This is a genomic window from Saccharopolyspora sp. NPDC050642 (genome assembly GCF_040654735.1).
GTDB classification, from domain to species: Bacteria; Actinomycetota; Actinomycetes; order Mycobacteriales; family Pseudonocardiaceae; genus Saccharopolyspora; species Saccharopolyspora elongata.
The window spans coordinates 94,026-120,972 of record NZ_JBFAIN010000006.1 but is presented as its reverse complement, the minus strand read 5'-3'; the positions used below and the strand labels follow the sequence as shown (position 1 = coordinate 120,972).

The 26,947-nt window shown below is 71.5% G+C and carries 26 protein-coding genes; 14 read left to right on the top strand and 12 right to left on the bottom strand.

Going from position 1 to position 26,947, the window contains the following annotated elements:
- Positions 1-80 precede the first annotated feature (80 nt).
- Positions 81-2,945: an AAA family ATPase gene (locus tag AB0H93_RS12770; RefSeq protein ID WP_358571676.1), complete on the bottom strand. Its 2,865-nt coding sequence runs from the start codon at positions 2,943-2,945 to the stop codon at positions 81-83.
- 144 nt (positions 2,946-3,089) lie between these two features.
- Here AB0H93_RS12770 and AB0H93_RS12765 point away from each other — a divergent pair, with 144 nt between their 5' ends.
- Positions 3,090-4,289 carry a S8 family serine peptidase gene (locus AB0H93_RS12765; protein WP_358571674.1) on the top strand — a complete coding sequence of 400 codons (1,200 nt, stop codon included), beginning with the start codon at positions 3,090-3,092 and terminating at the stop codon, positions 4,287-4,289.
- Between the two features lie 110 nt (positions 4,290-4,399).
- A complete protein-coding gene (locus AB0H93_RS12760; RefSeq protein ID WP_358571672.1) occupies positions 4,400-4,807 on the top strand; it encodes a nuclear transport factor 2 family protein in 408 nt (135 codons plus the stop codon).
- A 26-nt stretch (positions 4,808-4,833) separates the two neighbouring features.
- On the opposite strand, the gene AB0H93_RS12755 is transcribed toward AB0H93_RS12760, so the two are convergent.
- Positions 4,834-5,745, bottom strand: a complete 912-nt coding sequence (locus tag AB0H93_RS12755) for an aminoglycoside phosphotransferase family protein (protein WP_358571670.1) — start codon at positions 5,743-5,745, stop codon at positions 4,834-4,836.
- Between the two features lie 110 nt (positions 5,746-5,855).
- Positions 5,856-6,260, bottom strand: coding sequence for a hypothetical protein (locus AB0H93_RS12750; RefSeq protein WP_358571668.1), 405 nt, complete (start codon positions 6,258-6,260; stop codon positions 5,856-5,858).
- Between the two features lie 201 nt (positions 6,261-6,461).
- Here AB0H93_RS12750 and AB0H93_RS12745 point away from each other — a divergent pair, with 201 nt between their 5' ends.
- From AB0H93_RS12745 to AB0H93_RS12725, 5 genes are all read left to right on the top strand, one after another.
- Positions 6,462-7,001: an RNA polymerase sigma factor gene (locus tag AB0H93_RS12745; protein WP_358571666.1), complete on the top strand. Its 540-nt coding sequence runs from the start codon at positions 6,462-6,464 to the stop codon at positions 6,999-7,001.
- Entirely contained in the window at positions 6,998-7,825 is an 828-nt protein-coding gene (locus AB0H93_RS12740; protein ID WP_358571664.1) for a zf-HC2 domain-containing protein, read from the top strand. The genes AB0H93_RS12745 and AB0H93_RS12740 overlap by 4 nt, the downstream gene beginning before the upstream one ends.
- Before the next feature lie 35 nt (positions 7,826-7,860).
- Positions 7,861-8,679, top strand: coding sequence for an ABC transporter ATP-binding protein (locus AB0H93_RS12735; RefSeq protein WP_358571662.1), 819 nt, complete (start codon positions 7,861-7,863; stop codon positions 8,677-8,679).
- Positions 8,676-10,031, top strand: coding sequence for a hypothetical protein (locus AB0H93_RS12730; protein WP_358571660.1), 1,356 nt, complete (start codon positions 8,676-8,678; stop codon positions 10,029-10,031). Before AB0H93_RS12735 ends, AB0H93_RS12730 begins: the two co-directional genes overlap by 4 nt.
- Before the next feature lie 68 nt (positions 10,032-10,099).
- A complete protein-coding gene (locus tag AB0H93_RS12725) occupies positions 10,100-10,612 on the top strand; it encodes a hypothetical protein (protein ID WP_358571658.1) in 513 nt (170 codons plus the stop codon).
- Positions 10,613-10,616: 4 nt separating this feature from the next.
- Here the strand turns inward: AB0H93_RS12725 and AB0H93_RS12720 are convergent, their stop codons facing one another.
- The 8 genes from AB0H93_RS12720 to AB0H93_RS12685 form a co-directional block, all read right to left on the bottom strand.
- Complete coding sequence (locus tag AB0H93_RS12720; RefSeq protein WP_358571656.1) at positions 10,617-11,684, bottom strand: maleylacetate reductase; 1,068 nt, start codon at positions 11,682-11,684, stop codon at positions 10,617-10,619.
- Positions 11,681-12,550 carry a dioxygenase gene (locus tag AB0H93_RS12715; RefSeq protein WP_358571654.1) on the bottom strand — a complete coding sequence of 290 codons (870 nt, stop codon included), beginning with the start codon at positions 12,548-12,550 and terminating at the stop codon, positions 11,681-11,683. The genes AB0H93_RS12720 and AB0H93_RS12715 overlap by 4 nt, the downstream gene beginning before the upstream one ends.
- A gap of 8 nt (positions 12,551-12,558) precedes the next feature.
- Positions 12,559-13,647, bottom strand: coding sequence for an alpha/beta hydrolase (locus AB0H93_RS12710; RefSeq protein ID WP_358571652.1), 1,089 nt, complete (start codon positions 13,645-13,647; stop codon positions 12,559-12,561).
- Positions 13,644-15,224 carry a bifunctional 3-(3-hydroxy-phenyl)propionate/3-hydroxycinnamic acid hydroxylase gene (locus tag AB0H93_RS12705; RefSeq protein ID WP_358571650.1) on the bottom strand — a complete coding sequence of 527 codons (1,581 nt, stop codon included), beginning with the start codon at positions 15,222-15,224 and terminating at the stop codon, positions 13,644-13,646. Before AB0H93_RS12705 ends, AB0H93_RS12710 begins: the two co-directional genes overlap by 4 nt.
- A 140-nt stretch (positions 15,225-15,364) precedes the next feature.
- Positions 15,365-16,375, bottom strand: a complete 1,011-nt coding sequence (locus AB0H93_RS12700) for an AraC family transcriptional regulator (protein WP_358571648.1) — start codon at positions 16,373-16,375, stop codon at positions 15,365-15,367.
- Positions 16,376-16,507: 132 nt separating this feature from the next.
- Positions 16,508-16,702: a ferredoxin gene (locus AB0H93_RS12695; protein ID WP_358571646.1), complete on the bottom strand. Its 195-nt coding sequence runs from the start codon at positions 16,700-16,702 to the stop codon at positions 16,508-16,510.
- An 8-nt stretch (positions 16,703-16,710) separates the two neighbouring features.
- Positions 16,711-17,526 (bottom strand): oxidoreductase, encoded by an 816-nt coding sequence (locus tag AB0H93_RS12690; protein ID WP_358571644.1) that lies wholly within the window; start codon positions 17,524-17,526, stop codon positions 16,711-16,713.
- Positions 17,527-17,531: 5 nt separating this feature from the next.
- Positions 17,532-18,713: a cytochrome P450 gene (locus AB0H93_RS12685; RefSeq protein ID WP_358571642.1), complete on the bottom strand. Its 1,182-nt coding sequence runs from the start codon at positions 18,711-18,713 to the stop codon at positions 17,532-17,534.
- 170 nt (positions 18,714-18,883) lie between these two features.
- On the opposite strand from AB0H93_RS12685, the gene AB0H93_RS12680 reads away from it, so the two are divergent.
- Positions 18,884-19,588, top strand: a complete 705-nt coding sequence (locus AB0H93_RS12680; RefSeq protein WP_358571640.1) for a helix-turn-helix domain-containing protein — start codon at positions 18,884-18,886, stop codon at positions 19,586-19,588.
- 7 nt (positions 19,589-19,595) lie between these two features.
- Here the strand turns inward: AB0H93_RS12680 and AB0H93_RS12675 are convergent, their stop codons facing one another.
- Positions 19,596-20,594: an AraC family transcriptional regulator gene (locus tag AB0H93_RS12675; RefSeq protein ID WP_358571638.1), complete on the bottom strand. Its 999-nt coding sequence runs from the start codon at positions 20,592-20,594 to the stop codon at positions 19,596-19,598.
- Between the two features lie 125 nt (positions 20,595-20,719).
- On the opposite strand from AB0H93_RS12675, the gene AB0H93_RS12670 reads away from it, so the two are divergent.
- The 6 genes from AB0H93_RS12670 to AB0H93_RS12645 all read left to right on the top strand — a co-directional run bounded on the left by AB0H93_RS12670 (position 20,720) and on the right by AB0H93_RS12645 (position 26,920).
- Positions 20,720-21,760: a TauD/TfdA family dioxygenase gene (locus AB0H93_RS12670; RefSeq protein ID WP_358571636.1), complete on the top strand. Its 1,041-nt coding sequence runs from the start codon at positions 20,720-20,722 to the stop codon at positions 21,758-21,760.
- Between the two features lie 69 nt (positions 21,761-21,829).
- On the top strand, positions 21,830-22,804 hold the full coding sequence (locus tag AB0H93_RS12665) for a quinone oxidoreductase (protein ID WP_358571634.1): 975 nt from the start codon (positions 21,830-21,832) through the stop codon (positions 22,802-22,804).
- Between the two features lie 68 nt (positions 22,805-22,872).
- Entirely contained in the window at positions 22,873-23,757 is an 885-nt protein-coding gene (locus AB0H93_RS12660) for a TauD/TfdA family dioxygenase (RefSeq protein WP_358571632.1), read from the top strand.
- 48 nt (positions 23,758-23,805) lie between these two features.
- Positions 23,806-24,858: a 3-keto-5-aminohexanoate cleavage protein gene (locus tag AB0H93_RS12655; RefSeq protein WP_358571630.1), complete on the top strand. Its 1,053-nt coding sequence runs from the start codon at positions 23,806-23,808 to the stop codon at positions 24,856-24,858.
- Positions 24,859-24,993: 135 nt separating this feature from the next.
- Complete coding sequence (locus AB0H93_RS12650; RefSeq protein WP_358571628.1) at positions 24,994-26,310, top strand: MFS transporter; 1,317 nt, start codon at positions 24,994-24,996, stop codon at positions 26,308-26,310.
- Positions 26,311-26,335: 25 nt separating this feature from the next.
- Complete coding sequence (locus AB0H93_RS12645; RefSeq protein ID WP_358571626.1) at positions 26,336-26,920, top strand: alpha/beta fold hydrolase; 585 nt, start codon at positions 26,336-26,338, stop codon at positions 26,918-26,920.
- The last annotated feature ends 27 nt before the right edge of the window (positions 26,921-26,947 follow it).

The following is a 26,947-nucleotide window of genomic DNA, read 5'->3' as shown; positions in this document are numbered from 1 at the left end:
AGTGCGGCGGCTTCCCTGTCAGGTCCTAAGAGGACGGATGTCTTCGTGGAACATTCGGTCTTTCAGCGGATTTCGGCGGGCTAGTTCTTCAGCTGTTCGCGGGAGGTGACGCCGAGCTTTCGCAGCACCCTCGCGGCGTGCTGCTCGACGGTGCGCGGTGAGAGGAACAGGATTCCGGCGATCTCGCGGTTCGTGTGCCCGCAGGCGAGCAGCCGGGCCACCTCTTCCTCGCGAGGCGACAGCTCGTCGCCGTACCCCCGGCGGCCCCGGCGGGAGGGCTTGCCGCCGCCCGCGCCGCGCAGCAGGTGGCGGCACCTGGCCGCGTCGCGCGTGGCTCCGAGGCGGTCGAACACGTCGACCAGCGCGGACAGCTCTTCGCTCGCCGGTCCCGGATCGGTGGGCAGCAGGCACGTGGCCGCTCGTTCGGCGACCATCGCCGCGTAGTAGGGCGCCGGCAGTTCCTCGTAGTGCGCGACCGAATCGCGGTAGTGCGCCATCGCCGCGGTCAGGTCTCCCCGGTGTTCGGCCAGCCGCCCGCGGCACTGGGCCAGCGCAGCCACCGCGAGCGGCACGCCCGAACCCGCGATTCCGGCGGCGATCTCGTCCACCACTCGCGCCGCGTCGGCTTCGCGGTCCGCCGCCAGGTACACCGCGACCGCGACCGGGCCCAGCTCGCCGCTCCACGCCCAGACCCCCTTGCGCCGCAGGATGTCCAGCCCGCGGTCGACGTCCGCGCACGCCTTCGCCGGCTCGTCCTGGGACAGCAGGGTCCAGGCCAGTCCCGCGCAGCCGGCGATCGCGACCGGGCTGATCGCCTCGTCCGGGGCGAAGGCGCCCGTTTCGGTGAGATGGCTGGTCGCGGTCGCCCACTCGCCGCGGGCCGCCGCGAGCGAACCCAGCACCAGGCTCAGCTCGCTGACCACCGGGAACAGGTCCCGGTACTCGTCGAGCATCCGGCGCGCCCGCTCGTCGAGCCCGGCCCACTCGCCGGCCAGCCAGTCCAGTCGGGTCCGGGTGGCCCGGGCCGTGCTGATCACGAACGGGGCGCCGCAGCGGGTGGCGATCCGCAGGCCGCCGCGCAGCAGCTCATCGGCGATCCGCAGGTGGCCGGTCCACTCGCACGCGTCGGCCAGGTTGCAGCGCAGTCGTGCGAGGTGGCGCTGCTCGCCGACCGTCGCCACGTCCTCCGGCAGCTCGTCGAGCGAGGCGAGCACGGTGGCGTCGCCGAGGTGCATGCGCGAGCCGAACTCGTTGGCCTGCAATGACAACCGCAGTTCACCACTGGCCTTCGACCGGTAGTCGGTGAGCCGCGCGAGCCACGGCAGGATCTGGTCGAGTGGTGTCTGCCCGACGTAGGGCATCGCCAGCACCGCGATGCCGCGCGCGGCCAGGTCCGGGCATTCCGACAGCTCGTTGATCGCCCGCTCGACCTCCGAACGCGCCTCCACCAGCCCGCCGGCCTGGCGCAGCAACAGCAGCCCCCGGTACAGCCGCACCTCGCCGCGCGCCGACGTGGACAGCCGCCGGTCGCTGAGCAGCCGCTCCAGCGTTTCGGTCGGATCGAGCTGGTCCAGGCCGGTGTGCGCGATCTGCCCGAGCTTGATCGCGAGCCGGTCGACGTGCTCGGCGGGCAGCTCCGGCTCCTTCAGCAGCCGCTGCAGCAGCTCGGTGGCGGTCGCAGCGTCGCCGATCTCGGCGGCCCGGTCGGCGGCCGCCTCCCCGTAGGAAAGCCACTCCGACACCCGGCCGGCACGCTCGGCGTGGTCGGCGAGCTGCTTCAGCGGTTTGGGCTCGACCCCGGCCAGCACGTCGATCGCGCGCGCGTGCAGGTGCGCGCGATCCGGGCCGGTGATGGTGTCGTAGACGGCTTTCCTGGCCAGCGAATGCCGAAAGCCGTAACCGCCGTCCAGCTCGTGCAGCACGTGACCGCTCAACGCGTGCGTCAGCGCGGTGCGCAGCCGCGGCTCCGGGACGCCGGCGACCGCGCCGAGCAGGCCCTCCGTCGCGGGCGCGCCGAGCACTGCGGCCGTCTCGACGAGCCTGGTCGCTGCGGTCGGCAGAACGGCAAGCCGTTCGGCCATCGCGTCCCGCAGCAGCACCGGCACCTCGACCGCGTCGAGCAGCCGGCGGGCGGCGGCGCCATCGGTGCGCACCGTGCCGACGGTGTTGCGCAGCGCCCGCAACGTTTCCTCGACGACGAACGGGACTCCGGCCGTGCATTCGTGCAGCCGGGCGGCGAACTCCGCGGACACCTGCTTCTCGTCGAGGATCGCCTCGGTCAGCGCGCGGACGTCGTCGACGCCGAGCGGGCTCAGCGCCAGCACCACGCTGACCACGCCGTTGGGCGGCCGGTACGCGCCGCCCAGCGGCAGGCCGCCGGGCACGTCCTCGCGCCGGTAGGTCACGACGATCGTCAGGTTCGGCGGCGGGTCGCTCATCAGGAACCGCACCAGCTGACGGGTGCCGTCGTCGGCCCACTGCAGGTCCTCGATGGCGAGCAGCACCGGGCCCAGCGCACCGACCAGCTCGCGCACCGCGCGGAACAGCCGGTGCCGCTCCGCGCGCGGGTCGCCGAGCGGGTCCGGTGCCGGCGGCAGGTGTTCGGCGATCTCCGGGAGCAGCGGGCCGAGGACGCCGGTGACCGGGCTCAGCTCCGGCCGGCGCGCGGGCTTCGCGCCGCGCAGCGCCTCCAGAACCGCGCCGTACGGGAACGGTTCGCCTACCTGACGGCAGTACCCGATGAGCGACGTCGCCGGTCCGAGCTCGCCGGCGAGCACCTCGGTCAGCAGCCGGCTCTTACCGACCCCGGCCTCGCCCTCGATCAGCACCACGGCCGGGTGCAGCACGGCCACTGCCTGCAGCGATGCGAGCTGCTCAGCGCGCCCGACCAGCACCGGTGAGCTGGTGCGGATCCGCGGGCGAACGGGGCGCCGGGTGCGTGCCATGTGCTCTCCCCTCGCCGAAAGACAGGTACCCCTACGTAATGAAACACGGATTGATCATCGTGAGGGCATCAGTCGATCGTGTCGGAAATGGCTGTGCGTCACCACCTCCGTATGGCAGCCATAACTGAAGAGGGAGCACCCGACATGCGACAAGGACGCAAGATCCGGCTGATCACCGCGCTCGGCGCGGGTGTGCTCGCCGCTGCGCTGGCCGCCGCTCCGGCCACCGCCGCCCCGACCGGCTCGATCCTCCCCGCCGCCAACCCGGTTGCCGGCAGTTACATCGTGGTGCTGAAGGACCTGAACGCGAGCGCGGCATCGACCACGAGCACCACCGCCCGCCTCGTCGCGCAGTACGGGGGCACCACGACCGCCACCTACACCTCGACCATCCGCGGCTTCGCGGCGAAGCTCGACGAGGCCTCGGCCAAGCGGCTGGCCGGCGACCCGGCGGTCGCGTACGTGCAGCAGGACGGCGTCGCCCGGATCGCCGGCACCCAGCAGAACCCCACCTGGGGCCTGGACCGCATCGACCAGAAGAACCTGCCGCTCGACCGCAGCTACACCTACCCGAACACCGGGTCGGGGGCGACGGCGTACATCCTCGACACCGGGGTGGACAAGCGGCACCCCGACTTCGAGGGCCGCGTCAGGGACGGCCGCGACTTCATCGACAACGACGCCGACGCCTCCGACTGCCAGGGCCACGGCACGCACGTGGCCGGGACCGTCGGTTCGAAGACGTACGGCGTGGCGAAGCAGGTGAAGCTGGTCAGCGTCCGCGTTCTCGACTGCCAGGGTTCGGGTCAGTACTCCCAGATCATCTCCGGCATCGACTGGGTGGCTGCCAACGCCACCAAGCCCGCGGTGGCGAACATGAGCCTCGGCGGTGGCGGCCACACCACGACCGACAACGCCGTGCGGAGGGCGATCCAGAGCGGCGTCACCTTCGCCGTGGCGTCCGGGAATTCCAACACGGACGCCTGCAGCTCGACGCCGGCCCGCGTGCCGGAGGCGATCACGGTCAACGCCACCGACCGGCAGGACAACCGGTCGTCGTTCTCCAACTACGGCCGCTGCACCGACATCTTCGCGCCGGGCACCGACATCACCTCCACCCTCAACGGCGGTGGCGCGGGCGGCATGAGCGGCACGTCGATGGCCACCCCGCACGTGGCCGGTGCGGTCGCGCTGTACCTGACGGCGAACCCGTCGGCGACGCCGGCGCAGGTGCGCGACGCGCTGGTGAACAACGGAACCCAGAACGCGGTGCGGAACCCGGGCACCGGTTCGACGAACCGCCTGCTGCACGTCGGCTTCATCAGCGGCGGCGCCGTTTACTGATACCGACCGGTGAAAACGGAAGGCCCCGACTGCAGGCGGGGCCTTCCCCCGTTTTCAGACGCCGAGGAGGGCTTGAGCTACACCGAACTCGAAGTTCTAGCGTGGTGTTCATGACGAAGGACGCCGATGAAGTCGCCGCGCTCGTCGAGGTGTACCGGGCCGGTTGGGCGAACCTGGACGCCGCCGCGCTCCGATCGATCTGGGACCCGGAGCACGAAACCGTGTACTGCCCCTCCGAGCTGGACCGGCCGCTGGTGGGCAAGGCTTCGGTCGACCGGTACTTCGACCGCGTCCTCTCGGGCATCCGCCACGTGCACGTCATGGCCGTCTCCGACGTCCGGATCGACATCATCGACAACATCGCCTGCGTGTTCTTCGCCTTCCACCTCGAGGGGGTGGGAGCGAGCTCCGAGCCGTTCACCGTGCATGGCCGCAACACGCTGATCGCGCATCGCAAAGCCGGTGGCTGGAAGGGAATCCACTACCACGAGTCGTTGCGAGGACCCCTGGCCGGTTAGGCGACCGGACTCCGGAAAGCTGCCCGCTACGGGCGTTCCAGCATGGCCTGCGCCATGGCGGCCTGGCTCGGCGCCAGCGCCGTTGCGCCGTCCTCGACGTCCCACAGGCTGTTCTGCAGCACGCGTCCGAGCGTCCAGCCCGCCGCGCGCTCCCGGTCCAGGCCGAGGGCTTCGGTGAGCAGGTCGAACCGCCGGTGCACGACGCGGATCGGGTCGCCGGTGGCCACCACCGCTTCCCACTCGCTGTCCAGGGCGGGCCACAGGTCGAACCCCGGGTCGCCCGCCAGCGGTTCCGGGTCGATCGCCAGCCACGGTTCCCGCTCGCCGGCGAGGACGTTGCCGTAGTGCAGATCCCAGTGCAGCAGCCGATCACCAGGCTCGTCGACCAGGTCGGCGACCGTCGCGGCGCACGAGCGCAGCAGCCGTTGATCGGCCGGGTCGGTCAGCGCCGAAACCGCTCGGGGCGCCTGGTCGAGCATCTCGGCGGCGATCTCGCCGAGCCCCCGCAACCCCTCCGGCGCGGGCACGGCCGTCAACCGGCGCAGCAAGTCGGCGAGGATGCCCATCGCCTCGTCGTCGTCCGCGACGGAGGCCAGGGTGCGCGAACCGTCCAGGCGTTCCAGCAGCATCGTGCAGTTCGCCGGGTCGTGGTCGAGGAGCCGCACGATCCCGCTGCCGTCCCAGGTCCGCAATCCGATGAGCGCGGCCCTGGTTTCCTCCTCGGGAAGCTGTAACCTCAGCACCGCGCGTTCCCCGCCCGCGCGGACGACGGGCACCACGAGCGAGGCCTCCCCGGCGGCGACGTCCCCGTCGGGAGCGAGGTCCCACTTCTCCAGGTACTCGGCTACCTGACCGGGCAGCGCGGCGATCCAGGCCCTCCCCGCCTCGCTCCCGCCGTAGGACGCCAGCAGGGTGTCCGGGACGCCGAACGCGAGCATGTCGGTATTTCCTTTCGGGGCAGGGCTTTCCTGCCTGCCAGTGTACGGACCGGAATGGGCGCGCCGCCGCAAGCGGTGATCGTTGCTTGCGGCGGCGCGGGTTCCGGTCGTCAGGCGTGGGTGACGACGAGGGTGACCCCGGCTTCTCCGCCGCAGTCGACGAAGACCGGGCCCACGCCGTTGCCCACGGTGTCGCTCAGCCGGCCCTTCGCGACGAACCCGGCGGGGTTGGCGTCGATGATGCGCACGTCTTCCAGCACCGGCGTCTTTTCCGAGAAGCCGCTGAGCACGGCCTTGAGGCCGGTTCCGCCGCCGCAGTCGCCGGTGATGGTCACTTCCTGGCCCCGCCAAACGGGATTCGGGTCGACCTGGACGGTCGCCCGGGCCCCCTTGGGCGGGGTGGGGGCCGCGCCGGGCTCGGGCGCGGCGAACGCCCCACTGCTGGTGGCGATGATGATCGCGCCCGCTGCAACGGTCAGCCCGATGGCGGCGGGGACAGTCTTCTTGTTCGGCACAACGAAATCCTCAGGGTTTGGTCCTATTAGGACTTGATTGGTTTCCGTCGTCCCGCCGGCGTGGAGTCGGCCGTCCGGTGGGATCTGGCCGTAAGTCGCGCCGGTCGTCGCTCCGGGTTCTCCTGAGTGATCTGTGTCACTTGAAGAACCCCGGGGTGCTCAGTCGTCGTCTTCCGGGGCGTGAGGGGAAACCGGGTGCCGATGGCTTCGCTGGACGAAGCGCAGCTGGTCGGCCGCATCGCGCGAGGCGACCGCGCCGCCTTCGAGGAGCTGTACCGGCGCACCTCGCCGTGGCTGGCGCTGCGGCTGCGCCGCAGGTGCGCGGACGAGCAACTCGTCGCCGAGGTCATGCAGGAGACGTATCTCGCCGTGTGGCGCGCCGGCGGGGCGTTCGTGGGAGACGCCGTGGGCGGCACCGCCGTGGGGTGGCTGTGGACCATCGCCGCGCGCCGCCTGGTGGACGGTTTCCGGCGGCAGGCCCGGTACGCGCAGGTGCGTGCGGCCGCCGCGGAGCCGACGAGCGCTCCCGCCGCCGAGGACGACGCGCTGGCCCACGAGGTCGGGGGAACGGTGGGCGACGCGCTCCGGCGGCTGGCTCCGGAGCTGCGGCAGGTGTTGCAGGCGATGGTGCTGGACGGGCTGTCGGTCCGGGAAACCGCGCTGCTGCTCGGTGTTCCCGAAGGAACGGTGAAGACCCGCGCCCGGCGGGCGCGGATTGCGATGCGGGAGGCGCTGTCATGAGGGTGCGCGAACACGACGGCGATCACCTCGCGGCCGACCTGGTGCGGCGCTACACCTGCGACGATCCCGCGCTCACGGCCGACGAGACCTGGGCGGTGGAGGCCCACCTCGAATCGTGCGCGGCGTGCCGGGAACAGCTGGCGTCGGGCATCTCCGGTGATGTGACGGTGCTGCTGGAGGGCGTGTGGGCCGAGTTGGAGCCCGCGGTGGCCGCGAGCGCGCCGCAGCCCGCCGGGAACCGGTGGCTGCGGCACCTGCGCACCTGGGCGTCGCCGGTGATGCTGCCGTGGTTCGGGATGACCGCGCTCGTGCTGCTGCTGGCCCTCGCGGTCGACACCTGGACCCCGTTGCTGCGCGAGGGATATCCGTCCATGGTGCTGCTGCTCGCGCCGGTGGCTCCGCTGCTGTGCGTGGCGGCGGCCTGGTCGCGTGGCCTGGACCCGGCGCACGAAGTGCTGGCCGGCGCTGCCCGCGGGGGAGTGGAGCTGGTGCTGCGGCGCACCGCGGCCGTGTTGGTCGTGGTCATCCCGATGCTGCTGGTGGTGGGCTGGGCGGCGGGCACGTCGCCGGCCCGGTGGTTGCTGCCCTGCCTGGCCTTCACCGCGGGATCGCTGGCCCTCGGCAGCTTCGTCGGCATCACCAGGGCGGCCGCCGGCCTCATCGTGCTGTGGGCCGGGGCGGTCGTGCTGCCGAGCTTGTTCGCGGCCGGTTCGCCGCTTCCGTTGGAGCCGTCCGCCGCCCCTATCTGGGGTGCGGCTCTCGCAGTCGGAGGCGTGGTGCTGGCGGTGCGCTCGCGCTCCTGCACCCGGCTCGACAGCCCGTGAACCCAGAGATCCATTGTGGACATAAGGAGGAGATGATGGCACGCGCGGTGAGCGCCGAGGAGATCGCGCCCACTACCTACGCCGCCGAGATCCGCGCCGAAGGACTGCGGGTGCGGGCCGGGCTGCGGATGGCGGTCGACGGCCTGGACCTGTCGTTCGGCACCGGCGTGCACGGCCTGCTCGGCCCCAACGGCGCGGGCAAGACGACGCTGATGCGCGCCCTGGCGACGGTCGCCCGGCCCGCCGGCGGCACCCTGGAACTGCTGGGGCATCCCATCGGCCGGGCGCGCGAGGTGCGCCAGGTGCGCCGGCGGCTGGGCTACCTGCCGCAGAACTTCGGGTTCTACCGGCGGTTCACGCTCCGCGAGTTCACCGAGTACGTGGCCTGGCTCAAGGAGGTCCCGAAGCAGGACCGGCCGGGTGCGGTGCAACGCGCGATCGAGCTGGTCGGGCTCGCCGACCGGGCCGACCACCGGATGCGGACGCTCTCCGGCGGGATGGTGCGCCGCGCCGGCATCGCCCAGGCCATCGTCAACGACCCGCAGATCCTGCTGCTGGACGAGCCGACCGCTGGCCTGGATCCCGGGCAGCGGCTGCGGTTCCGCGAACTCCTGCACCGGATCGGCCAGGACACCTGCGTGCTGGTCGCCACGCACATCGTGGAGGACGTCGCCGCAGCCTGCGCCGACGTGACGCTCGTCGACCGCGGCCGCCTGGTGTTCCGCGGAACGCGCGAGGAACTCCTCGGAGCGGGCGGCGAAAGCAGTCCCGGTGACAGCCCGGCGGAGCGCGGCTACTCGGCGCTGCTGGCCCGGCACCGCGGCGACGCCGAACGGCCCGGGGGATCCTGGTGAGCGCGCGGGTGGTGCGGATCGACCTGCGGCGCTCCAGTGCACTGGCGACCGGCGCGGCGATCTTCTTGATAGCGATGGGATTGCTGTACCTGCTGACCAACGCGTCGTGGCAGAAGTCCACCGGAGCCTGGTACCTGCAATGGGATTCCTTCGTCTACTACCTGCGCTTCATGCACTTCGCGCTGGTGCCGGTGGCGCTCGGCGGCGGGGCCCTGCTGGGGGCGCGCGACAGCCGCAGCGGGGTGGCGGAGTTGTTCGCGTCGGCGCCGCGACCCGCGTGGCAGCGGTCGGTGCACAGCGCCGCGGCGGTCGGCCTGGCGATGGTCGCCGCCTCGGCCGCGGTCCTGGTCGCGGGCGGCGTCTCGGTGGTGGCCAACGGCGGCTTCTTCCACCTCGGCTGGCTGCCGGTCGCGGCGGTCGGAGCGCTGTCGCTGGTCGCGGCCGGCTGGCTCGGCATGGGCATCGGCCGGCTGCTGCCGTCGTTGCTGACCCCGCCCGTGGTGGCGGCCGCCGGGTTCGCGGTCCTGATCCGCGCGCATGCCACGACGATCAACGCGGAGTACTTCGCCGGGCCGGAGTCGAGCGTGCCGGAGCTGCTGACGCCGATGCTGGCGGGAACGACGCGCACTGCCTTCATCGCCGTGTCGGACACGGTGAGCGCGGTGCAGCTCGGGTGGTTCGCCGCGCTGGCGACGACCGCGCTCGGCCTGGTGACCGCGAGCCGTTTCGGAACCCGGATCGTCGCGCTGCTGCCCGCCGTGCTCGGGCTCGTGGTGGCGGTGACCGCCTTGCCGCGCGACGCCGACGCCGTCTACGTCCTCAACGGGGAGGCGGCGGCACTGGTGTGCACCGAAGCCCGCGACGTGTGCGTCACCCGCGCGCACGCCCACGAGCTGGAAGCCCTCACCGGGCCAGCGCGGGATGCCTTGTCGTTGCAGGGGAAACTGCCGGATGCGCCCCGCGTCGTCGCGGAGATCCCGACCCGCGGCACCGTCCCGCACGTGCCGCCGGGAGTGCTCCCAGTGGACTTCGACGAGCTCTCACGCGCCGGAAAGGACTCGAGGTCGGCCCGGATCAGCCTCCTGAGCGGCACCGTCCCGGGATGCAACGAGTGGTACGGCGACGAGTCGCAGGCCGCACGCACGGTCATCGCGTCCTGGCTCGCCGACGAGTTCACGCCGCTGCCCGGCTACTACGGCGCCGGCGACGAGATCCGGGAGCGCGCGGAATCGGCCTGGCACGCCTTGCGCGCCCTGCCGCCGGAAACCCAGCCCCAGATGGTCGTGCAACTGCGCGCGGCCATCCAGGCATGCCAACCCGATCCGCTCGCCGTCCTCGCGCCGGGCAGGTGATCTCCTTGCGAGGACTGGCCTTGTACCTCCGTTCCCGGCGTGTCCCGGCGACATGCGCCGTGCTGCTCGTGTCGACCGTCGCGGTGTGGGCGTTGGGCCGGTGGAACGCCGATCCGCCGGCCACAGCCCGGCTCGTGGTCGCCGGGCTGGCGCTCGGGATCTCCGTGGGAGCGGTCGGCTTCGGCGGCGCGGCCGCGGCGCTGGATCGCACCGCCGCGCTTCGGTGGTCTCCCCTGCGGGCGGGGCACGTCGTCGCGCTTGCCACGGTCGTAGGCGGCGTTTTCGTCGCGGCGCAGGCGATCGGCGAGCAGCTGGTGCCGAACCTCGTGATCGTCCGGAACTGCGCGGGTTTCGCCGGGCTCGCCGCCTTCGGCGCCGCGTTCCTCGGGACGGCCCGCGGCTGGTGGCTCCCGCTGGGCTGGGCGTTGCCTGTCGCCCTGCCGCTTCCCCAGGACACCGCGGCGATGCAGGTGCTCGCCTGGCCGATGGCAGAATCGGGGACGGCCGCCGCGACGATCACCGCGGCCGCCCTCGCCGTGCTCGGCACGCTCACCTACGCGATTCGCGGTTACCGCTCATGACCATCTAGGTGGCGACGGTTGGGCCGCCGTGCACTGCAGCGTGGAGAAGCCGTTCCAGTGCTTCGCGGGATACCGGGCGTGGATTGGTGTAGGGGCTTGCGAGAACCTCCTCGATGACGGCGGGTAGATCCGCATCGGTGACGCCGAGTTCCGCCAGGCTGCCGGGTGCGCCGAGGCGCGCGGCCAGCTCGGCGAGGCCTTCGGCCGGGTCGGTGGTGTCGAGGGCGCGTTGCAGGGCGGATCGCGCATCGGGCGCCGCGTCGAGGTTGAACGCGGCGACGTGGGGCAGCACGACCGCGTGGGTCTCCGCGTGCTGCAAGTCGAGCACTCCGCCGAGGACGTGGCACAGCTTGTGGTGCAGGCCCATCGTGGTGGCGCCCAGGCAGGCCCCGCACAGCCAGGCGCCCTGCAGTGCCGCGCTCCTGGCGTCGATGTCGGCCGGGTCACCGGTGATGGTCGGCAGCGATCCGGCGAGGCCGCGGATCCCTCGTTCGGCCATCGCCGAGATGACCGGGGAGGCGTCGGGGGCGTAGAGCGCCTCCACGGCGTGCGCGATGGCGTTGAGGCCGCTGGTGGCGGACAGGCCGGCGGGCAGGGGGAGGGTGAGTTCGGGGTCGTAGATGACGGATCTGGGCAGCACGGCGGGGTCCCGGCCGGTCTGCTTGCGGGCGTTGTCCGTGAGGCCCCAGATGGGCGTCATCTCGGATCCGGCGTACGTCGTGGGGACGGCGAGCACGGGCAGTCCCTGGCGGAGGGCGAGCGCCTTGCCGAGTCCGATCGTCGATCCGCCGCCGATCGCGACGCACCCGTCGGCGCCGCGATCGGCGGCCACCGCCGCGGCCGCGGCGACGGTTTCCACCGGCACGTGCATGCGGGCCCGGTCGAAGATCTCCACCGCGCGATCGGCCAGCAGGTCGCACGCCGTTCCGGCCAGCGCGGTCTGCTGAGGGGTGGCCAGCACGAGGGCGCGTTCGATGCCGAGGCGCTCGGCCTCCTCGGGGATGCGGCGAACGGCGCCGGCGCCGAAGACCACCCGCATCGGCAACGCCTCGTAGGTGAATTCCCGGATCACGGTGCTGGATCTCCTTCTGGCGCGAGGCGGATGTCGAAGCGGGCGTGCCGGAACGGTGCGGTGACGCCGTACCGGGCCGCTTCGCCGGGGTCGGCGGACTCGGCGAAGTCGACGATCAGGCTGCGCTTGACCGCGAACACGGCGTCGCTGTCGACGTAGGGGCCGTCGGCGACGAAGATGTGCGTGGTCACGCTCCGGTGCCCGGGTGCGTGCGCGATGAAGTGGATGTGCGCCGGGCGGTAGGGATGCCGGCCCGCGGCCTGGAGCAAGCACCCGACGGGCCCGTCGGTGGGGATCGGGTAGTGGCTGGGCACGACCGTGCGGAACCAGAACCGTCCATTGTGGTCGGTGTGGAACAGTCCCCGGCCGTTGCCCGGCGGTTGGGTGTCCGGCTGCTGCACGTCGTAGAAGCCGTCCTCGTTGCACTGCCACACATCGACGGTCGCGCCCGGCAGCGGAGCGCCGGACGGATCGGTTACCTCTCCCGACACGACGCACGGGGTGCCGCCGCCGATCAGGTCGATCGTGTCGCCGAGTTCCCGAGCGGGGGAGTCGACCATGTGGAAGGGGCCAAGGACGGTGCCCTCGGTTCCGGCCGGGTCGCCGTTCATGGTCTCGACCAGCATCGAGATGCCCAGCACGTCGGAGAGCAGGACGAACTCCTGGCGGGTGTCGTCGCACATGTGCCCCACCTCGGTGAGGAAGGCGATGGCCTGCTCCCACTCCCGCATCGACGGGCGCACTTCCCGCACGAGCGAGTGCAGATGGCGGGTCACGGCCTGCAGGACCTGCTTGGTGCGGGCGTCGGCGGTGTTCTCGAAGCTGGTCAGCACAGCATCGAGAGTGGTGCTCTCGTTGAAGTCCACGTTCCCTCCTACTCCGGCAGCCGCGCGAACCGGTCGGCGAACCAGTCCGCGACGAAGGCGGTTCGTTCGTCCGCGTGGTTGTAGATGGTGTGCTCCCCGTCCTCCCACACTCGCAACGTCGCGTCGTCGTGGGTCGCCGCGTCGAGGAAGGGCCGTTGATCGGACAGGCTCACGATCCGATCCTGCCCACCGTGCAGGACCAGCAGCGGGCAGTCGATGCGATCCGCTTCGTGGAGGGCGATCCGGTCGAAGTTGCGCTGGATCGCCTCCGGGTCGGTGGTGCCCAGCATCGCCGCGGCTTGTTCGGCGAAGGCGCGGAACGGCAGCAGGCGCGGTGCCGCTGGAGCGCCGTTGACGCACACCGCGGCCACTCGGCGGTCGGCGGCGGCCGTCGTCGCGGCGTACAGCCCGCCGAGGCTGTTGCCCCACAACCCCACCGCGCCGCCCAGATCCTCCCGCCGCAGCAGCCAGGTCACGAACGCGGAGTACGCCGCGCGGACGTCGACGTCGAGCAGGACCCCGTCGTGGCGGGTCTTCCCCTGCCCGGGGCCTTCCGCCAGCAGGACCGCGATCCCGCGCCGGGTGAGCGCGTCGGCGTGCGGCAAATACCCCGCGCCCCAACCGCTTTGGCCGCCGAACACGACCACCGCGCCGCTGACCAGCGTGGCGGGTCTGATCAGCCAGCCGGACATCCGGCCGCCCGCGAAGGGAACCTCGACCGGCTCCCAGGCCGGGGTGCTCAGCGCACCGGCGGCCGCCACGGCGTCGGTGAACCGGGAGTACAGCGCCGTTTTCCTGGGCCCGTCGAAGTTGTAGGCCATCTGCGCGAACAGGAAGTCCGCCGCGGCGGCCCGGTACGCCTCGATCGCGGTGACGGTGTGCCCGTCGTCCTCGGCGGCGCGGGCGCGGATCAGCTGCGCCTGCCCCAATTGCTCGGCCGCCTCGTCCCACGGGGTGCCGCCGCGAGTGGCGTTGTCCAGCGCCACGACATCGCCGTAGTCCATTCCGCAGTCGAGCAGCCGCGTCGGCGGCATCGCTCGCTGCAGAGCTTCCAGCGGCGGGAGCGCGGCGGGCTCTGCTGGTGTCGTCGAGGTCATGCCGTTGCCTCCGCGGGGGCGTGGGTCCAGTGCAGATCGCGCCGCAGGTCGTCCACCGCGGCCGGTAGCTCGCTGATCGGCCCGGCCCAGTAGCAGTGGAAGTCGGGGCGTCCGATGACGGCGTCGATGCCGTTGTCCCGCATGAACCGGGCATAGGTGCCTTCGACGTCGTCGATGCTGTCCGGCGCGCCGGGTTCGAGCGTGGCGGTGGTGCCGCGCAGCTCCGCGAGGAACAGCCACTGCGCGTCGTCCAGGACGGTGCTCACGTCGGTTCGGCTGATCACGCTGAACCCGCCCCCGACCACGTCGTCGAAGCGCCCCCGGGCCGCGCCCCTGCCGACCACGCCCTGCGGAACCAGGGTGCCCGCCAGCGGCGAGTCGTGGTGGACGACGCCCGCGGTGATCGTCGGGAACGGCGGGAGCGGGGGCGCGGTGCCGTTGCGGAATGCCTCGTCCCTGGCCGCCGCGGCCGCCGGATCGTGCGTGTTCGCGACCTTCCCCAGCGCCACCGAGATCTCCGTGATCGCCGTGGCGTGCGGTCGCCGCTCGGCTTCGTAGGTGTCCAGCAGGCAGTCCCCGGCCCGGCCGGACAGCACGAGGTCGAGCTTCCAGGCCAGGGTGATGCCGTCCCGCATCCCGGAGCAGGCACCCTGCCCCAGGTAGGGCGGCGTGGTGTGCGCCGCGTCGCCGGCGAGGAACACCCGCCCCTGCCGCCACCGCTCGGCGATCCGGGCCTGGAAGGTGTAGACGACCTGGCGCAGGATCCGGACGTCATCGGGGCCGAGGCCGTAGGACTCGGCCAGCCAGCGCCACGCGAACTCGGGCTCCTCGAACTCGGCGGGGTCCTCGCCGGGGAGGATCGCCAGCTCGAACCGCTGGCGGCTCTTCCCGATCGGCATGTGCATCCGCCCGCGAGCCGGGTCGCAGAACTGCACCAGCCGCTGGAGCCGCTCCGGAAGCGGGCGCAGCCGCTCGGTGTCCACGTTCAGCCACCGGTCGTGGGAGCCGAGGTCGCTGCGCTCGATGCCCATCGCGGCCCGCACGAAGCTGTTGGCGCCGTCCGCTCCCACCAGGTACCTGGCGGTGATGGTGCGCTCCTCGTCGGCATGGGACCATTGGCCGGTGCGGCTCTGCGTCCACGGTCGGGCGGTCAGCTCGACGCCCTCGTGGTGCGGGTGCACGCCGACCACGGACCACCCCTGGTTGACCTCGACGTGCGGGTAGCTGCGCACCCGCCGGTCGATCGCGTCCTCGATGTCCGGCTGGTACATCGAGATGTGCGCGGGGAATCCGCAGGACTCGCCGCGCATGTCCAGCTCGACCAGGACGTCGCCGGCGGCGTTGAGGTAGCGGTAGTGCGGGATGGGCCGGCTGTCGGCCAACGCCCGGTCCACATCGCCGACGGACTGGATGATCCGCGCGGTCTCGCCGTCGATGTGCGTCAGGCGGGACAACCCGTACAGCCCGGGCCACCGCTCGAACACGATCACCCGGTGTCCGGCCTTGCCCAGCGCGGACGCCAGGACCAGACCGGTCGGGCCGTAGCCCACGATTGCCACGTCGCAATCGAAGTTCATGAGTCGCTCCCGTTCGCGGAGGAGCTCGACGTCGCGGGCTCCACATTGAGGTGCTGGGAGCGAAGCTAGGCGTCTTCGGCCGAACCTCCGATCCGCTTCGCGACAGGCCGATCCGGTTCGCGACACGACTGCGCAGGCCGTCACGGCATGCCGTCGTGGCCGCTTTCAGGTGGCTCGCGGAGGGTGACGGACGGAGCGACCCCGTAGTGCCGCTGGTACAGCGCGGCGAACCGCGACACGTGGGTGAAGCCCCAGCGCAGCGCCACGTCGGCGACTGTGACGCCGCTGCCCCGCTGGGCGGACCGCAGGTCATCGTGCACGCGGGCCAACCGGACCCGCTGGACGTATTCGTGCGGGGGAACGCCGACGTGGGTCCGGAAGTGCCGCTGGAGCGACCGCGGCGTCACCCCTGCCGCCCTGGCGAGCCGGTCGACCGAGAGGTCTGCGTCGGGCTGGTCGTCGATCAGGTCCAGCGCCTTCCGCACCGGCGCCGGGCGGTGCGCCGCCACCCGCCGCTGTTCGAGCTGCTCGGAGTAGTCGTGCGGCTGGGCGAGGAGCAGGCCGTTCATCAGGAAGCTCGCCCAGGAGCTCGCGCCCCGCACCGTCGAGGCGAGACCGGCGGGTTGGTCGAGGTCCTGGACGAGCAGCCGCACTCCTTGCGACCACGAGGCCGCGGCCGGGGTGTGCAGGTCCATCCGCGGGCGGAACCGGATCGGGCCCGGCACCAGGTGCCCGAGGAGCCCTTCGAGGTGCCGTTCGAGCGCGTGCCGCTCGATGCGCACGTGCAACTGGCTGTAGCCGTCGCTGAGCCGCATCTCCGCGACCATCTTCGGCGAGATGATCCCGGCGGTCGCCCCGTCGAGGAGCACCTCGTCCCCGGCGCAGCTGAGCAGGTTGCGCCCGGCGAGCGCCAGGTTGACGTCGTAGTACGAAACCTGTTCGAGCAGGCGGACACCCAGTTCCGCGCCGGCATTGCGCCCGTACACCAGGGACACCGGGCCGAGGCTGACCTGGGCGAGATCCGCCGTCACGCTCGAATGGCACCGCCCGACCGGTGTCAGGAGGTGCGGCGTCAGGAACCGCGACACGCTAGCCCGGAACTCGTCGACGTCGCTGCCCCGCAACACCGTGTAGCGCTCCAGAGCACCCATCGCTCGCCACCGCCTCACCACGTGACCAGGAATCCACGGTAGCGCCCGCGGGGCCATCACCATCTGGTGCGGGACTCCGGGCGTCAACCAACGGCCGGCACCGCCCCGACCGGCCGCTGGTTCAGCCGCGCATCATTCGTCCGCCTGGATGGCGCGGGTGGGGCACAGCAGGACGGCCTGCAGCACCGCGTCGTGGGCCTCTGCCGGGGGCTCCGGTTGCAGGAGCGCGACGATGCCGTCCTCGTCGCGCTGGTCGAAGACATCGGGGGCCGTGAGCGCGCACTGTCCTGCGCCCGCGCACAGCTCGGTGTCGGCGGTGATCCGCACGGGTTCTCCTACTTGATCGAGCGGGTGGCCAGTTCGTCGAATTCGCGATCCGGCAGCGATCTGTTGAGCTGCAGGAGCTCGTCGGCGAGCCGGCCGACCGCGTAGCGGGTGTCCGGGCGTTCGGCTTCTACGACCTGCCGGATGGCCTCCGCGACGACGCCGGGTTCGGAGCCGTCGCTCAGCCCGGTTTCCCCGCGCCGCGCCATGGCCTCTGCCATCTCCCCATACGGCCCGCCGCCGGAGAATTCCCTCAGCTGCGCGGCAGTCTGATCCTCGAACTCGGTCTTGATGATGCCGGGCTGGACGATCACGACCTCGATGCCGAACGGCTCGACCTCCATGCGGAGCGTGTCCGAGAGGGCTTCGAGCGCGTGCTTGGACGCGTAGTACCAGGCGCCGAGCGGCAGCGAGATCTCGCCACCGATCGACGAGACGTTGACGATCGTGCCGGACCGCTGCGCGCGCATGTGCGGCAGGACGAGCTGGACCAGCCTGGCCGGCGCGAGGAGGTTGACTTCGAGCTGATCGCGCGCCCGGTCCAGCGGCACGTCCTCGATCGCGCCGTGCAGGACGGTTCCGGCGTTGTTCACGAGGACGTCGATCCGCTGCTGCTCGTCGAGGATCCTCGCGACCACGCGGTCGAGGTCCTCGCCGTCGCGCGCGTCCATCTCCAGGACGTGGCCGCCGGCGGAGCGGATGGCGTCCATCTTGTGCACGCGCCGCGCTGCGCCGTACACGGTGTGGCCGGCGCGCAGGAGTTCCAGCGCGGTGGCGCGGCCGATTCCCGATGACGCGCCGGTGACGAGGCAGACCTTGCTGACCACCTCCGCTACACCTCCCAGGTGACGGGCAGCCGGTGGACGCCGTAGATGAGCATGTCGGTCCGCATCGCCACGTCCTCGGCCGGAATCGCCAGGCGCAGCGCCGGGAATCGCGTCACCAGCGCGGGAAGCGCGACCTGCAGTTCCACCCGGGCCAGCTGCTGGCCGAGGCACTGGTGGATGCCGTGGCCGAACGCCACGTGCCCGCTGCTCGTGCGGAGCAGGTCGAGGACGTCGGGGTCGGCGAAGTGGCCGGGATCGCGGTTGGCCGCGGGGATCGAGACGGTGACCGTCTCGCCCGCCTTGATCTGCGCGCCGTGCAGCTCGACGTCCTCCAGCGCGGTGCGGATCGTGAACGGGATGATGCTCAGGTAGCGCAGCAGCTCCTCGACCGCGCGACCGGCGATGCCGGGGTCGTCGCGCAGGACGGCGAGCTGGTCGGGATGGCTCAGCAGCGCGAAGGCGCCCAGCGCGAGCATGTTGGCCGTGGTGTCCAGCCCGGCGCCCAGCAGCACGAACCCGATGTTGACCAGTTCTTCGTCGGTGAGGTCGGTGGTGGTGAGGCCGCTGAGCAGGTCGTCGGTGGGCGCGGCGCGTTTGGCGAGCACCAGCTCGCGGACGAACTCGTGCACCGCGCCGTAGGCGGCCGCCAGCTGCTCCGGCGGCGAGTCCAGCCGGAACATGTCCAGCGCGTGCGTCTGGAAGCGCGCCCGGTCCGCGTACGGCACGCCGAGCAGTTCGCAGATCACCTGCGCGGGCACGGGCTGCGCCAGGGCCTCCACCAGGTCGACCGGGCCGCCGTGCCGCTCCATCTCGTCGAGGTGCTGGGCCGTGATGTCCCCGATCTGCTCGGTCAGCCGGCGCATGCGGCGGACGGTGAACTGGCCGGTGAGCAGGCGGCGGTACCGGGTGTGCTCCGGTGCGTCCATGGCGTTGAAGATCCCGGGCGGCGCGGGCTGGTCGCTGCCGGGGATGCCGGGAATCGGCGTGTGCCGCAGCTCGGGCCTCACGCTGAACCTCGGATCTGCCAGCACTTCGCGCACCACGGCGTGGCTGGTCGCCAGCCACCCCTCGTGCCCGTCCGGGTAGCTCAGCCTGCTCAGCGGCGCCTGCTCGCGCAGCTCGGCGAGCCCCTCGGGCGGGTCGAAGGGGCGGTGGGCCGGCCGTGTGGTCGGCAGTGACGGGGTCATGCCGGTCTCCTTCCACGTGATTCGTTCGCGGTGCGCGAAACGCTAGGACCACATTTCGCGCGTTCGCAACCGGAGAATTCGGTTCTTCCAGGTAGGAGAAGTACGATCGGTGCAATGACATTGATGCTGAATGCACCGGTGGTGCGATCAGTGGCGGACTGGAGGCCGGGATGCCGGGAGGTCGTCTGACCCACGAGGAGCGCCGGCGGATCGCCGCCGGCCTGGCGGCCGGGCTCGGGTACGCGGAGATCGCCCGCGAGCTGGGGCGGCCGAGGTCGACCATCAGCCGCGAGGTCGCGCGCAACGGCGGGGTCCGGGGCTACCGGGCCAACCAGGCGCAGCAGGCGACCGCGTGGCGGGCCCGGCGCCGCAAACCGGGCGGGCATCCGGAAATCCCGGCCGTCGGCACCGACGGGCGCGACCTGCGGACGGTCCGCGAGTTCGAGGAGCGGTTCGTCGACATGATGGTCGAGACGGGGCTTCCGGCGATGATGGCCAGGATCCTCGCCTGCCTGTTCACCAGCGACACCGGCAGCACCACCGCCGCCGAGCTCGTCGCCAGGCTCCAGGTCAGCCCCGCGTCCGTCTCCAAGGCCGTCGGCTGGCTCGAACAGCGGGGCCTGGTCGGGCGCGAGCGCGACGGCCGGCGGGATCGGTACGTGATCGACGAGCACGTCTGGTACCAGGCGTGGTTGGCCAGCGTCGGGTCGATGGCCAGGTGGGCGGACCTGACCAGGCAGGGCGCCGATCTCCTCGGCGGCGCCACCCCGGCCGGGGCCCGCCTGGGCGCCACGAGCCGGTTCTTCCAGCACCTCGGCCGGGACATGGTCCAGGCCGCCGAGCACTGGCGCCAGACCCTCTCCAACCAGCCCTGACGGCGGATCACCTCCGGCTGCGCCACTGGCTGGGACTGCACCCGAACCGGCCCCGGAACCAGCGCGAGAAGTTGCCCGGCGTGGAGAAGGACAGCAGTTCGGCGATCTCCGTCATGCTGTACCGCTGGTTCCCCACCAGGTTCTCGGCCAGTTCGGCCCGCGTCGCGTCGAGGATCGACGAGAAGGTCTCGCCCGCGTCGGCGAGGTGGCGGTGCACCGTCCTGCGGTCCACCCCGAGGCTGCGCGCGACCTGTTCGACCGAGCAGCGCCCGGTGGGCAGCAGGATCTCGATCAGCTCGCGGACCCGGCTCGATGTCGTCGTTTCCCCTTGCAGATCAAGGGAATCGAGGATCTGGTAGGCGTAGTTGCGCATCAGCGGGTCCGACCGCTTGTTGGGCACGTCGAGGTCGTGGGCGTAGAACGTGATCCCGTTGAACTCCTGCTCGAACTTGGCCGTGGGGCCGAAAACCCGCCGGTGGGTGCTCGCGTCGGCCGGTGCGCGGTGCGTGAAGCAGACCGCGATCGGCTGCCAGAGCGATCCGAGGAAATCGCGCAGGAGCCGGTGCAGCGTGCCGAGGGCGAGCTCGGTGGCCTGCCTGGTCTCGGTCTGCTCGCCGAGTTCGAAGCCGACGCGGATGGTCGCCAGCCCGTTGCGCACGACCATGTTCATCCGCAGGGCCTCGTTGTACATGTGCTCGTGGCGGATCAGGATCGTCAGGGCGCTGCGGACGTCGGGTTCCTCGCGGATGACCAGGCCCAGCGGGCCGAGGTTGGCGAAGCGGCGGCGTTCGGCCAGCTGCAGCGCGAAGTCCTGGTGCCCGGATTCCGCCGCCGACCGTTCGAGGAGCCGCGCGACGGACACGGCCGGGATCCACCGGTCCTGGAGCGCCATCCCGGCCGGGTCGAGTCCGACGCCGCGCATCAGCCGGGTCGGCTCGATGCCGACCGACCGGCTGACGTCGATGTAGCTGTTCAGCGAGGCGTAGCGGGCGAGGGGCTTCATCATCACTCTCCGCGATGTCACCAAGTGATAATCATCGTGTCCCGCGAGGATAAGACCTGGCCCTCGTCGACGCCTAATGTCGCCTCCATCACAGCCGATCCCGCTCCGAGATTCCGATGGAGAACGTCATGGCCGAACCAGCGACGCAGTGCGGCTCCCCGGCGATCGGGACCCCGTCCGCCGATGTGCTGCGGGAGCCGTGCCGGACTGCTGCGGCGTGGCGGGCGGCCGACCTCGGCGACCCGGCCGAATGGCGGTTCGAGCTCTCGCCGTCCCACCTCGACGAGCTGGACGTCGCGCTGAAAGCGGTGCGAAGGAACGGGATAGTGCTCCTCCGGATCACCAGCGAGCGGTTTCCCCTTCCCTCGCTGGGGGCGGAGCTGCGACGCATCGCACGTGCGCTGGAGAACGGGCGCGGTTTCGCCGTGATCAAAGGATTTCCCGTGCAGCGGTACGACGATGCCGAGATAAACACCATTTTCTGGGGAATGGCCCAGTACTTGGGTTTTCCGGTCTCGCAGGACTCCTTCGGGCGCAAGCTCGGCCGCATCCGGGGTGCGGCGGCGGGGCCGGAGCTGCGGACGGGCGGCTCGGATGTCGCGGCGCTGCTGAGCCCGCGGCTCGGCGGGCGCAGCACCGTGGTGAGCTCGGCGGCGCTGTACAACGAGCTGCTGGGGCGGGATCCGCGCCTGGCGGAGCGGATGTACACGCGCTTCGGGTTCGACCGTTGGGGCGAGCAGCTCCCAGGGGAAAGGCCTCACCGCTCGGTTCCGCTGGCGTGCTGGTGCGACGGCAAGCTGAGCGTCCGCTACGCCCGGCGCGACATCGAGTCGGCCCAGCGATTCCCGGAGGTTCCCCGGCTGGAACCCGCCGACGTGGCGCTGTTCGAGCTGATCGACGGGCTCGCGGCCGCGGCCGAATTCCGGTTCGGCTTCGACGTCGAGCCCGGTGACATCCAGCTGTTCAACAACTACGCGGTCCTGCACGCGCACACCCAGGGCGGCGGCATCGCGGACCCGGCGGCCGACGACCGCCTGCGCCGTCTCTGGCTGACGCTCCACAATGGACGGAAGCTGCCGCCGGACTTCACCTGGGAGACGGCCGGGTACGGCGGTCCGCGGGGGCGCGGGGGAGTGACGCCCCGGGACGTCATCGCCCGAGCGAACTGACCGGGCGGACAGGGAAATCAACCGAGCAACGGCACGGGCGGATGCGTCCGTGCCGCGAAGGAGCACGCCATGGCACGAGCCGTTCGCTTCCACGAGACCGGTGCGCCGGAGGTCATGCGGTGGGAGACCGTCGACGTCGGCGATCCCGGCCCGGGCGAGGTCCGCATCCGCCACGAAGCGGTCGGGCTGAACTTCGCCGACACCTACTTCCGCACCGGCCTCTACCCGGCCCCGCTGCCCGCGGGCATGGGCGTCGAAGCGGCCGGTGTCGTGGAAGCCGTCGGCGCCGGGGTGGAGCACGTCCGGGAAGGCGACCGGGTCACGTACACGGGCAGCCCGCTCGGGGCCTACAGCACCGAGCGCGTGATGCCCGCCGCGCCGCTGATCGCGCTCCCGGACGAGATCGGCTTCGACACGGCCGCCGCGATGACGATGCGCGGGCTCACCGCTTCCTACCTGCTGCGCCGCATCCACCCGCTGCAGCAGGGAGACACCGTCCTGCTGCACGCCGCGGCCGGGGGAGTGGGCCTGATCTTCCTGCAGTGGGCGAAGTTGCTGGGGATCACCGTGATCGGCACGGTGTCGACGGAGGCGAAGGCCGAGGTCGCGCGCGCCCACGGATGCGACCACGTCGTGCTCTACAAGCAGGAGGACGTGGCCGCACGGGTCCGGGAGATCACCGACGGGGCGGGCGTCCCGGTCGTCTTCGACAGCATCGGCGCGACCACCTTCCAGTCCTCGCTCGATTCGCTCGCCCGGCGCGGCCTGCTGGTGTGCTTCGGCACCGCGTCCGGCCCCGTCCCGCCCATCGACGCGATGCAACTCGCCATCAAGGGATCGGTGTTCGTCACCCGCCCCGCGCTCGCCGACTACATCGCCGACCCGGCCGAGCGCGCGGAGCTGGCGGGGGAGCTGTTCGGCCACGTCGCCGGCGGGCGGATCCGGATCGGCATCAACCAGCGCTACGCCCTCGAAGACGCGGTGCAGGCCCATCGCGACCTCGAAGCGGGCCGCAGCATCGGATCTTCGGTCTTCTCCCTCTGACGCAGCGAATCCTCGCCGCCGCAACGGTTTCCGGGCGACGGCGCGACCAACCAACCCGAGGAGGAATCATGTCCAACACAGTCCAGACGGCCCGGCCGACCACGATCGAGCACGAGCCGCTCACGTGCACCATCGGCGCCGAGCTGTTCGGCGTCGACCTCGGCGACGTCGCGCACGACGACGCGCTGTTCGCGGAACTGCACGCCTTGCTGCTCAAGCACAAGGTGCTGTTCCTGCGCGACCAGGACATCAGCCGGGCCGACCACGTGGCGCTCGCCCGGCGCTTCGGATCGCTCGAAGACCACCCGGTGGCCGGCAGCGACCCCGACAACCCGGGCCTGGTGCGGATCTACAAGGACCTCGACAGCCCCGCCGAGCACTACGAGAACGCCTTCCACTGCGACGCCACCTGGCGGGAGAACCCGCCGATGGGATGCGTGCTCCGGTGCGTGGAAGGGCCGGCGGTCGGTGGCGACACGATCTGGGTCGACATGGCCGAGGCGTACGCGAAGCTCCCCGACCACATCAAGCACCAGATCGAAGGACTGCGCGCCAGGCACAGCATCGAGGCCAGCTTCGGCGCGGCGCTGCCGGTGGAGCAGCGCCACCAGCTGAAGGCGCGATTCCCCGACGCGGAGCACCCTGTGGTGCGCACCCACCCCGAAACCGGCGAGAAGGTCCTCTTCGTCAACGCGTTCACCACGCATTTCGTCAACTTCCACACGCCGGAGAACGTCCGCTTCGGAAGCGACTACGCCCCCGGGGCGAGCAACCTGCTCAACCACCTGATCGCCCAGGCCGCGATCCCGGAGTACCAGGTGCGCTGGCGCTGGACCAAGAACAGCGTCGCGATCTGGGACAACCGGTCCACGCAGCACTACGCGGTCCAGGACTACTGGCCCGCGGTCCGCAAGATGGAGCGCGCCGGGATCATCGGCGACCGGCCGTTCTGACCTCCCTCCGGGATTTTCGTTCCGCCGCTTCGGAAAAGGAGAAGAACGATGCACTTCCACGACGACTCGCTGTTCCCCGAGAACCAGGAGAAGCTCGTCATCACGGCGGCCCCCTACGGGCCCGAGTGGGAGCCGGAGGACTTCCGGGAGGACCTCCCGCTGACCATGGACGAGCACGTCCAGCAGGCGGTCGACTGCTACAACGCCGGGGCCACAGTGCTGCACATCCACGTGCGCGAGCTCGACGGCAAGGGGTCCAAGCGGCTGTCGAAGTTCAACGAGCTGCTGGGCCGGCTGCGCGAAGCCGTCCCCGACATGATCCTGCAGGTGGGCGGCTCGATCTCGTTCGCGCCCGAAGGCGAAGGCGCCGACGCCAAGTGGCTCAGCGACGACACCCGCCACATGCTGGCCGAGCTCGACCCGGCCCCGGACCAGGTCACCATCGCCATCAACACCAACCAGATGAACATCATGGAGTTGATGACCGAGGACGACATCGCCGGGACCTCGCTCGCGCGGCCGGCGGTGGCCGAGGCGTACCGCGAGATGTACGTGCCGGCCGGTCCGGCCTGGGTCGAGGAGCACCTGAAGCGCCTCCAGGCGGCCGGCATCCAGCCGCACTTCCAGCTGGCCAACATCCCGCAGCTGGAAACCGTCGAGCGGCTGATCCGGCGCGGTGTCTACACCGGACCGCTGATGGTCACCTGGGTCGGCATCGGCGGCGGGTTCGACGGCCCCAACCCGTACAACATCATGGAGTTCATCCGCCGCGTCCCCGACGGCGCGGTGCTGACGCTGGAAACCCTCATGCGCAGCGTCCTGCCGGTCAACGCGATGGCCATCGCCATGGGGCTGCACACCCGGTGCGGCAACGAGGACACCATCTGGGGGCGCAAGGGCGCGAAGCTGACCTCGGTCCAGCAGATCGAGCAGCTGGTGCGCATCGCGGGCGAGCTCGGCCGCGAGGTGGCCACCGGCAAGGAGGCCCGCGAGATCTACAAGATCGGCGAAACCTACGCCGGCGCCGACGAGACCCTCGCCAAGATCGGGTTCGCCCCGAACCGCAAGCCGGGGCAGGTCGGCTTCACGCACCACGCCTAGCGGCCGGAGATCCACCGGACGCAGTTGGAGGAGGCCGGGGCGCGGCGCCTCACGAGGGCCCGCGCCCCGGCCCCGGTTTTCGCCAGGGGGACGGGTTTTCCACCGGACGCACCAGCAGCAAGCCGAGGAGTGACAATGAAGTCGCACGCCCTGCCCGCCCGGGAACTGCCCAGCGGGACCGCGGCCGCCGGCCCGCGGATCTACCCCTGGGTGGTCTTCGCCCTGACGTTCGCGCTGTTGCTGTCGGACTACATGTCCCGGCAGGTTCTCAACGCGGTGTTCCCCTTCCTGAAGGCCGAGTGGGCGCTGTCCGACTCCCAGCTCGCCTCGCTGACCAGCGTCGTGGCGATGATGGTCGGCCTGCTCACCTTCCCGCTGTCGGTGCTCGCCGACCGGTGGGGGCGCGTCCGCAGCCTGGTGCTGATGGCGACCATCTGGAGCCTGGCGACGGTGCTGTGCGCGATCGCGGCCGACTACGGCCAGCTGCTCGGCGCACGATTCCTCGTGGGGGTGGGCGAAGCCGCCTACGGCAGCGTCGGAATCGCGGTGGTGCTCAGCGTGTTCGCGCCCCACGTGCGCGCCACGTTCGGCGGCGCGTTCATGGCCGGCGGCTCGTTCGGCTCGACGATCGGCGTCGCGCTCGGCGGCTTCATCGCCGTCCACTTCGGCTGGCGCTGGGCCCTGGCGTTCATGGCCGTCGTCGGCTTGGTCCTGGTCGTCCTGTTCCGGATGGTCGTCACCCAGCGCAGGCTGGATCAGCACCGGTTCGAGGACGAGGCCGCCGTCGAGCCGGGCGCGGCCGGCGGATACCGGGCTCCGCTGTCCAGCCTGTTCTCGAACGCTTCCGTGCTCTGCGCCTACGTCGGAAGCGGTTTGCAGATGTTCGTCGCCGCCGTGCTGCTGGCCTGGACGCCCAGCTACCTCAACCGGTACCACGCCATGAGCCCGGACGCGGCCGGATTCGTCTCGGCGATCCTGGTCCTGCTCATCGGCGCCGGGATGATCGTCTGCGGCGTCATCACGGACCGGGTCAGCCGGCGGCGCCCGGAGCGCAAGTGGACCACCTCGATCGCCTACGGCGCGGCCGCCGCCGTCCTGCTGATCATCGGTTTCCAGTTGCCGGAAGGCGTTCCGCAGCTCGTCGTGATCGGTTGCGGCGCGTTCTTCTCGGCGGGCGCGTCCGGGCCCGCCACCGCCATGGTCGCCAACCTCACGCACGCGTCCGTGCGGGCCACCGGGTTCGGGTCGCTGACCCTGGCGAACAGCCTCCTGGGCCTGGCCGCGGGGCCGTTCGTCGTCGGTCTCCTGGCCGATCGCCTCGGCCTGCTGGGGGCGCTGCAACTCGCCCCGCTGGCCTACCTCGGAGCCATTGCGGCGCTGCTGATCGGAAAGCGCCGCTACCCGGATGCGCGGCGGCGGCTCGCGGCACTCGACAGAAGTCCTTCGGCATGACCGAAGCACAAGATCGGAGCAGCAGTTGAACAACCCCGAAAACCCGACCGTCGTGATCGTCCCGGGTCTGCGGGACCACGTGGCCGACCACTGGCAGACCCATCTCGCCGGGAAGCTGTCGAACACCCGCACGGTGCCGCCGCTCGAACACGACAAGCTCAGCCGGGACGCCCGGGTCGCGGCACTCGACCGCGTCGTGGCGGACATCGAGGGACCCATCGTCATCGTCGCGCACAGCGCCGGGGTGATGATCACCGTCCACTGGGCGCAGCGGCACGCGCGCGAGATCCGGGGCGCCCTGCTGGCAACACCGCCGGACTTCGAGTCGCGGCTGCCCGACGGCTACCCGGTACCGGACGACCTGTACCGCAACGGCTGGCTGCCGACGCCGCGCGAACTGCTCCCGTTCCCCAGCATCGTCGCGGCGAGCACGAACGACCCCCTCGCGCGGCTCGCTCAGGTGGCCGAACTGGCCCGGGACTGGGGCAGTCGGCTGGTCGACCTCGGCGCCGTCGGGCACCTGAACCCCGCCTCGGGGTACGGGCCGTGGCCGCGGGCCGAGGAATTCGTCCGCGAGCTCGCGCGGACGCACGAAGACGCCGCGCACTGACACCGCCGAACCACGACGTAGGAGACG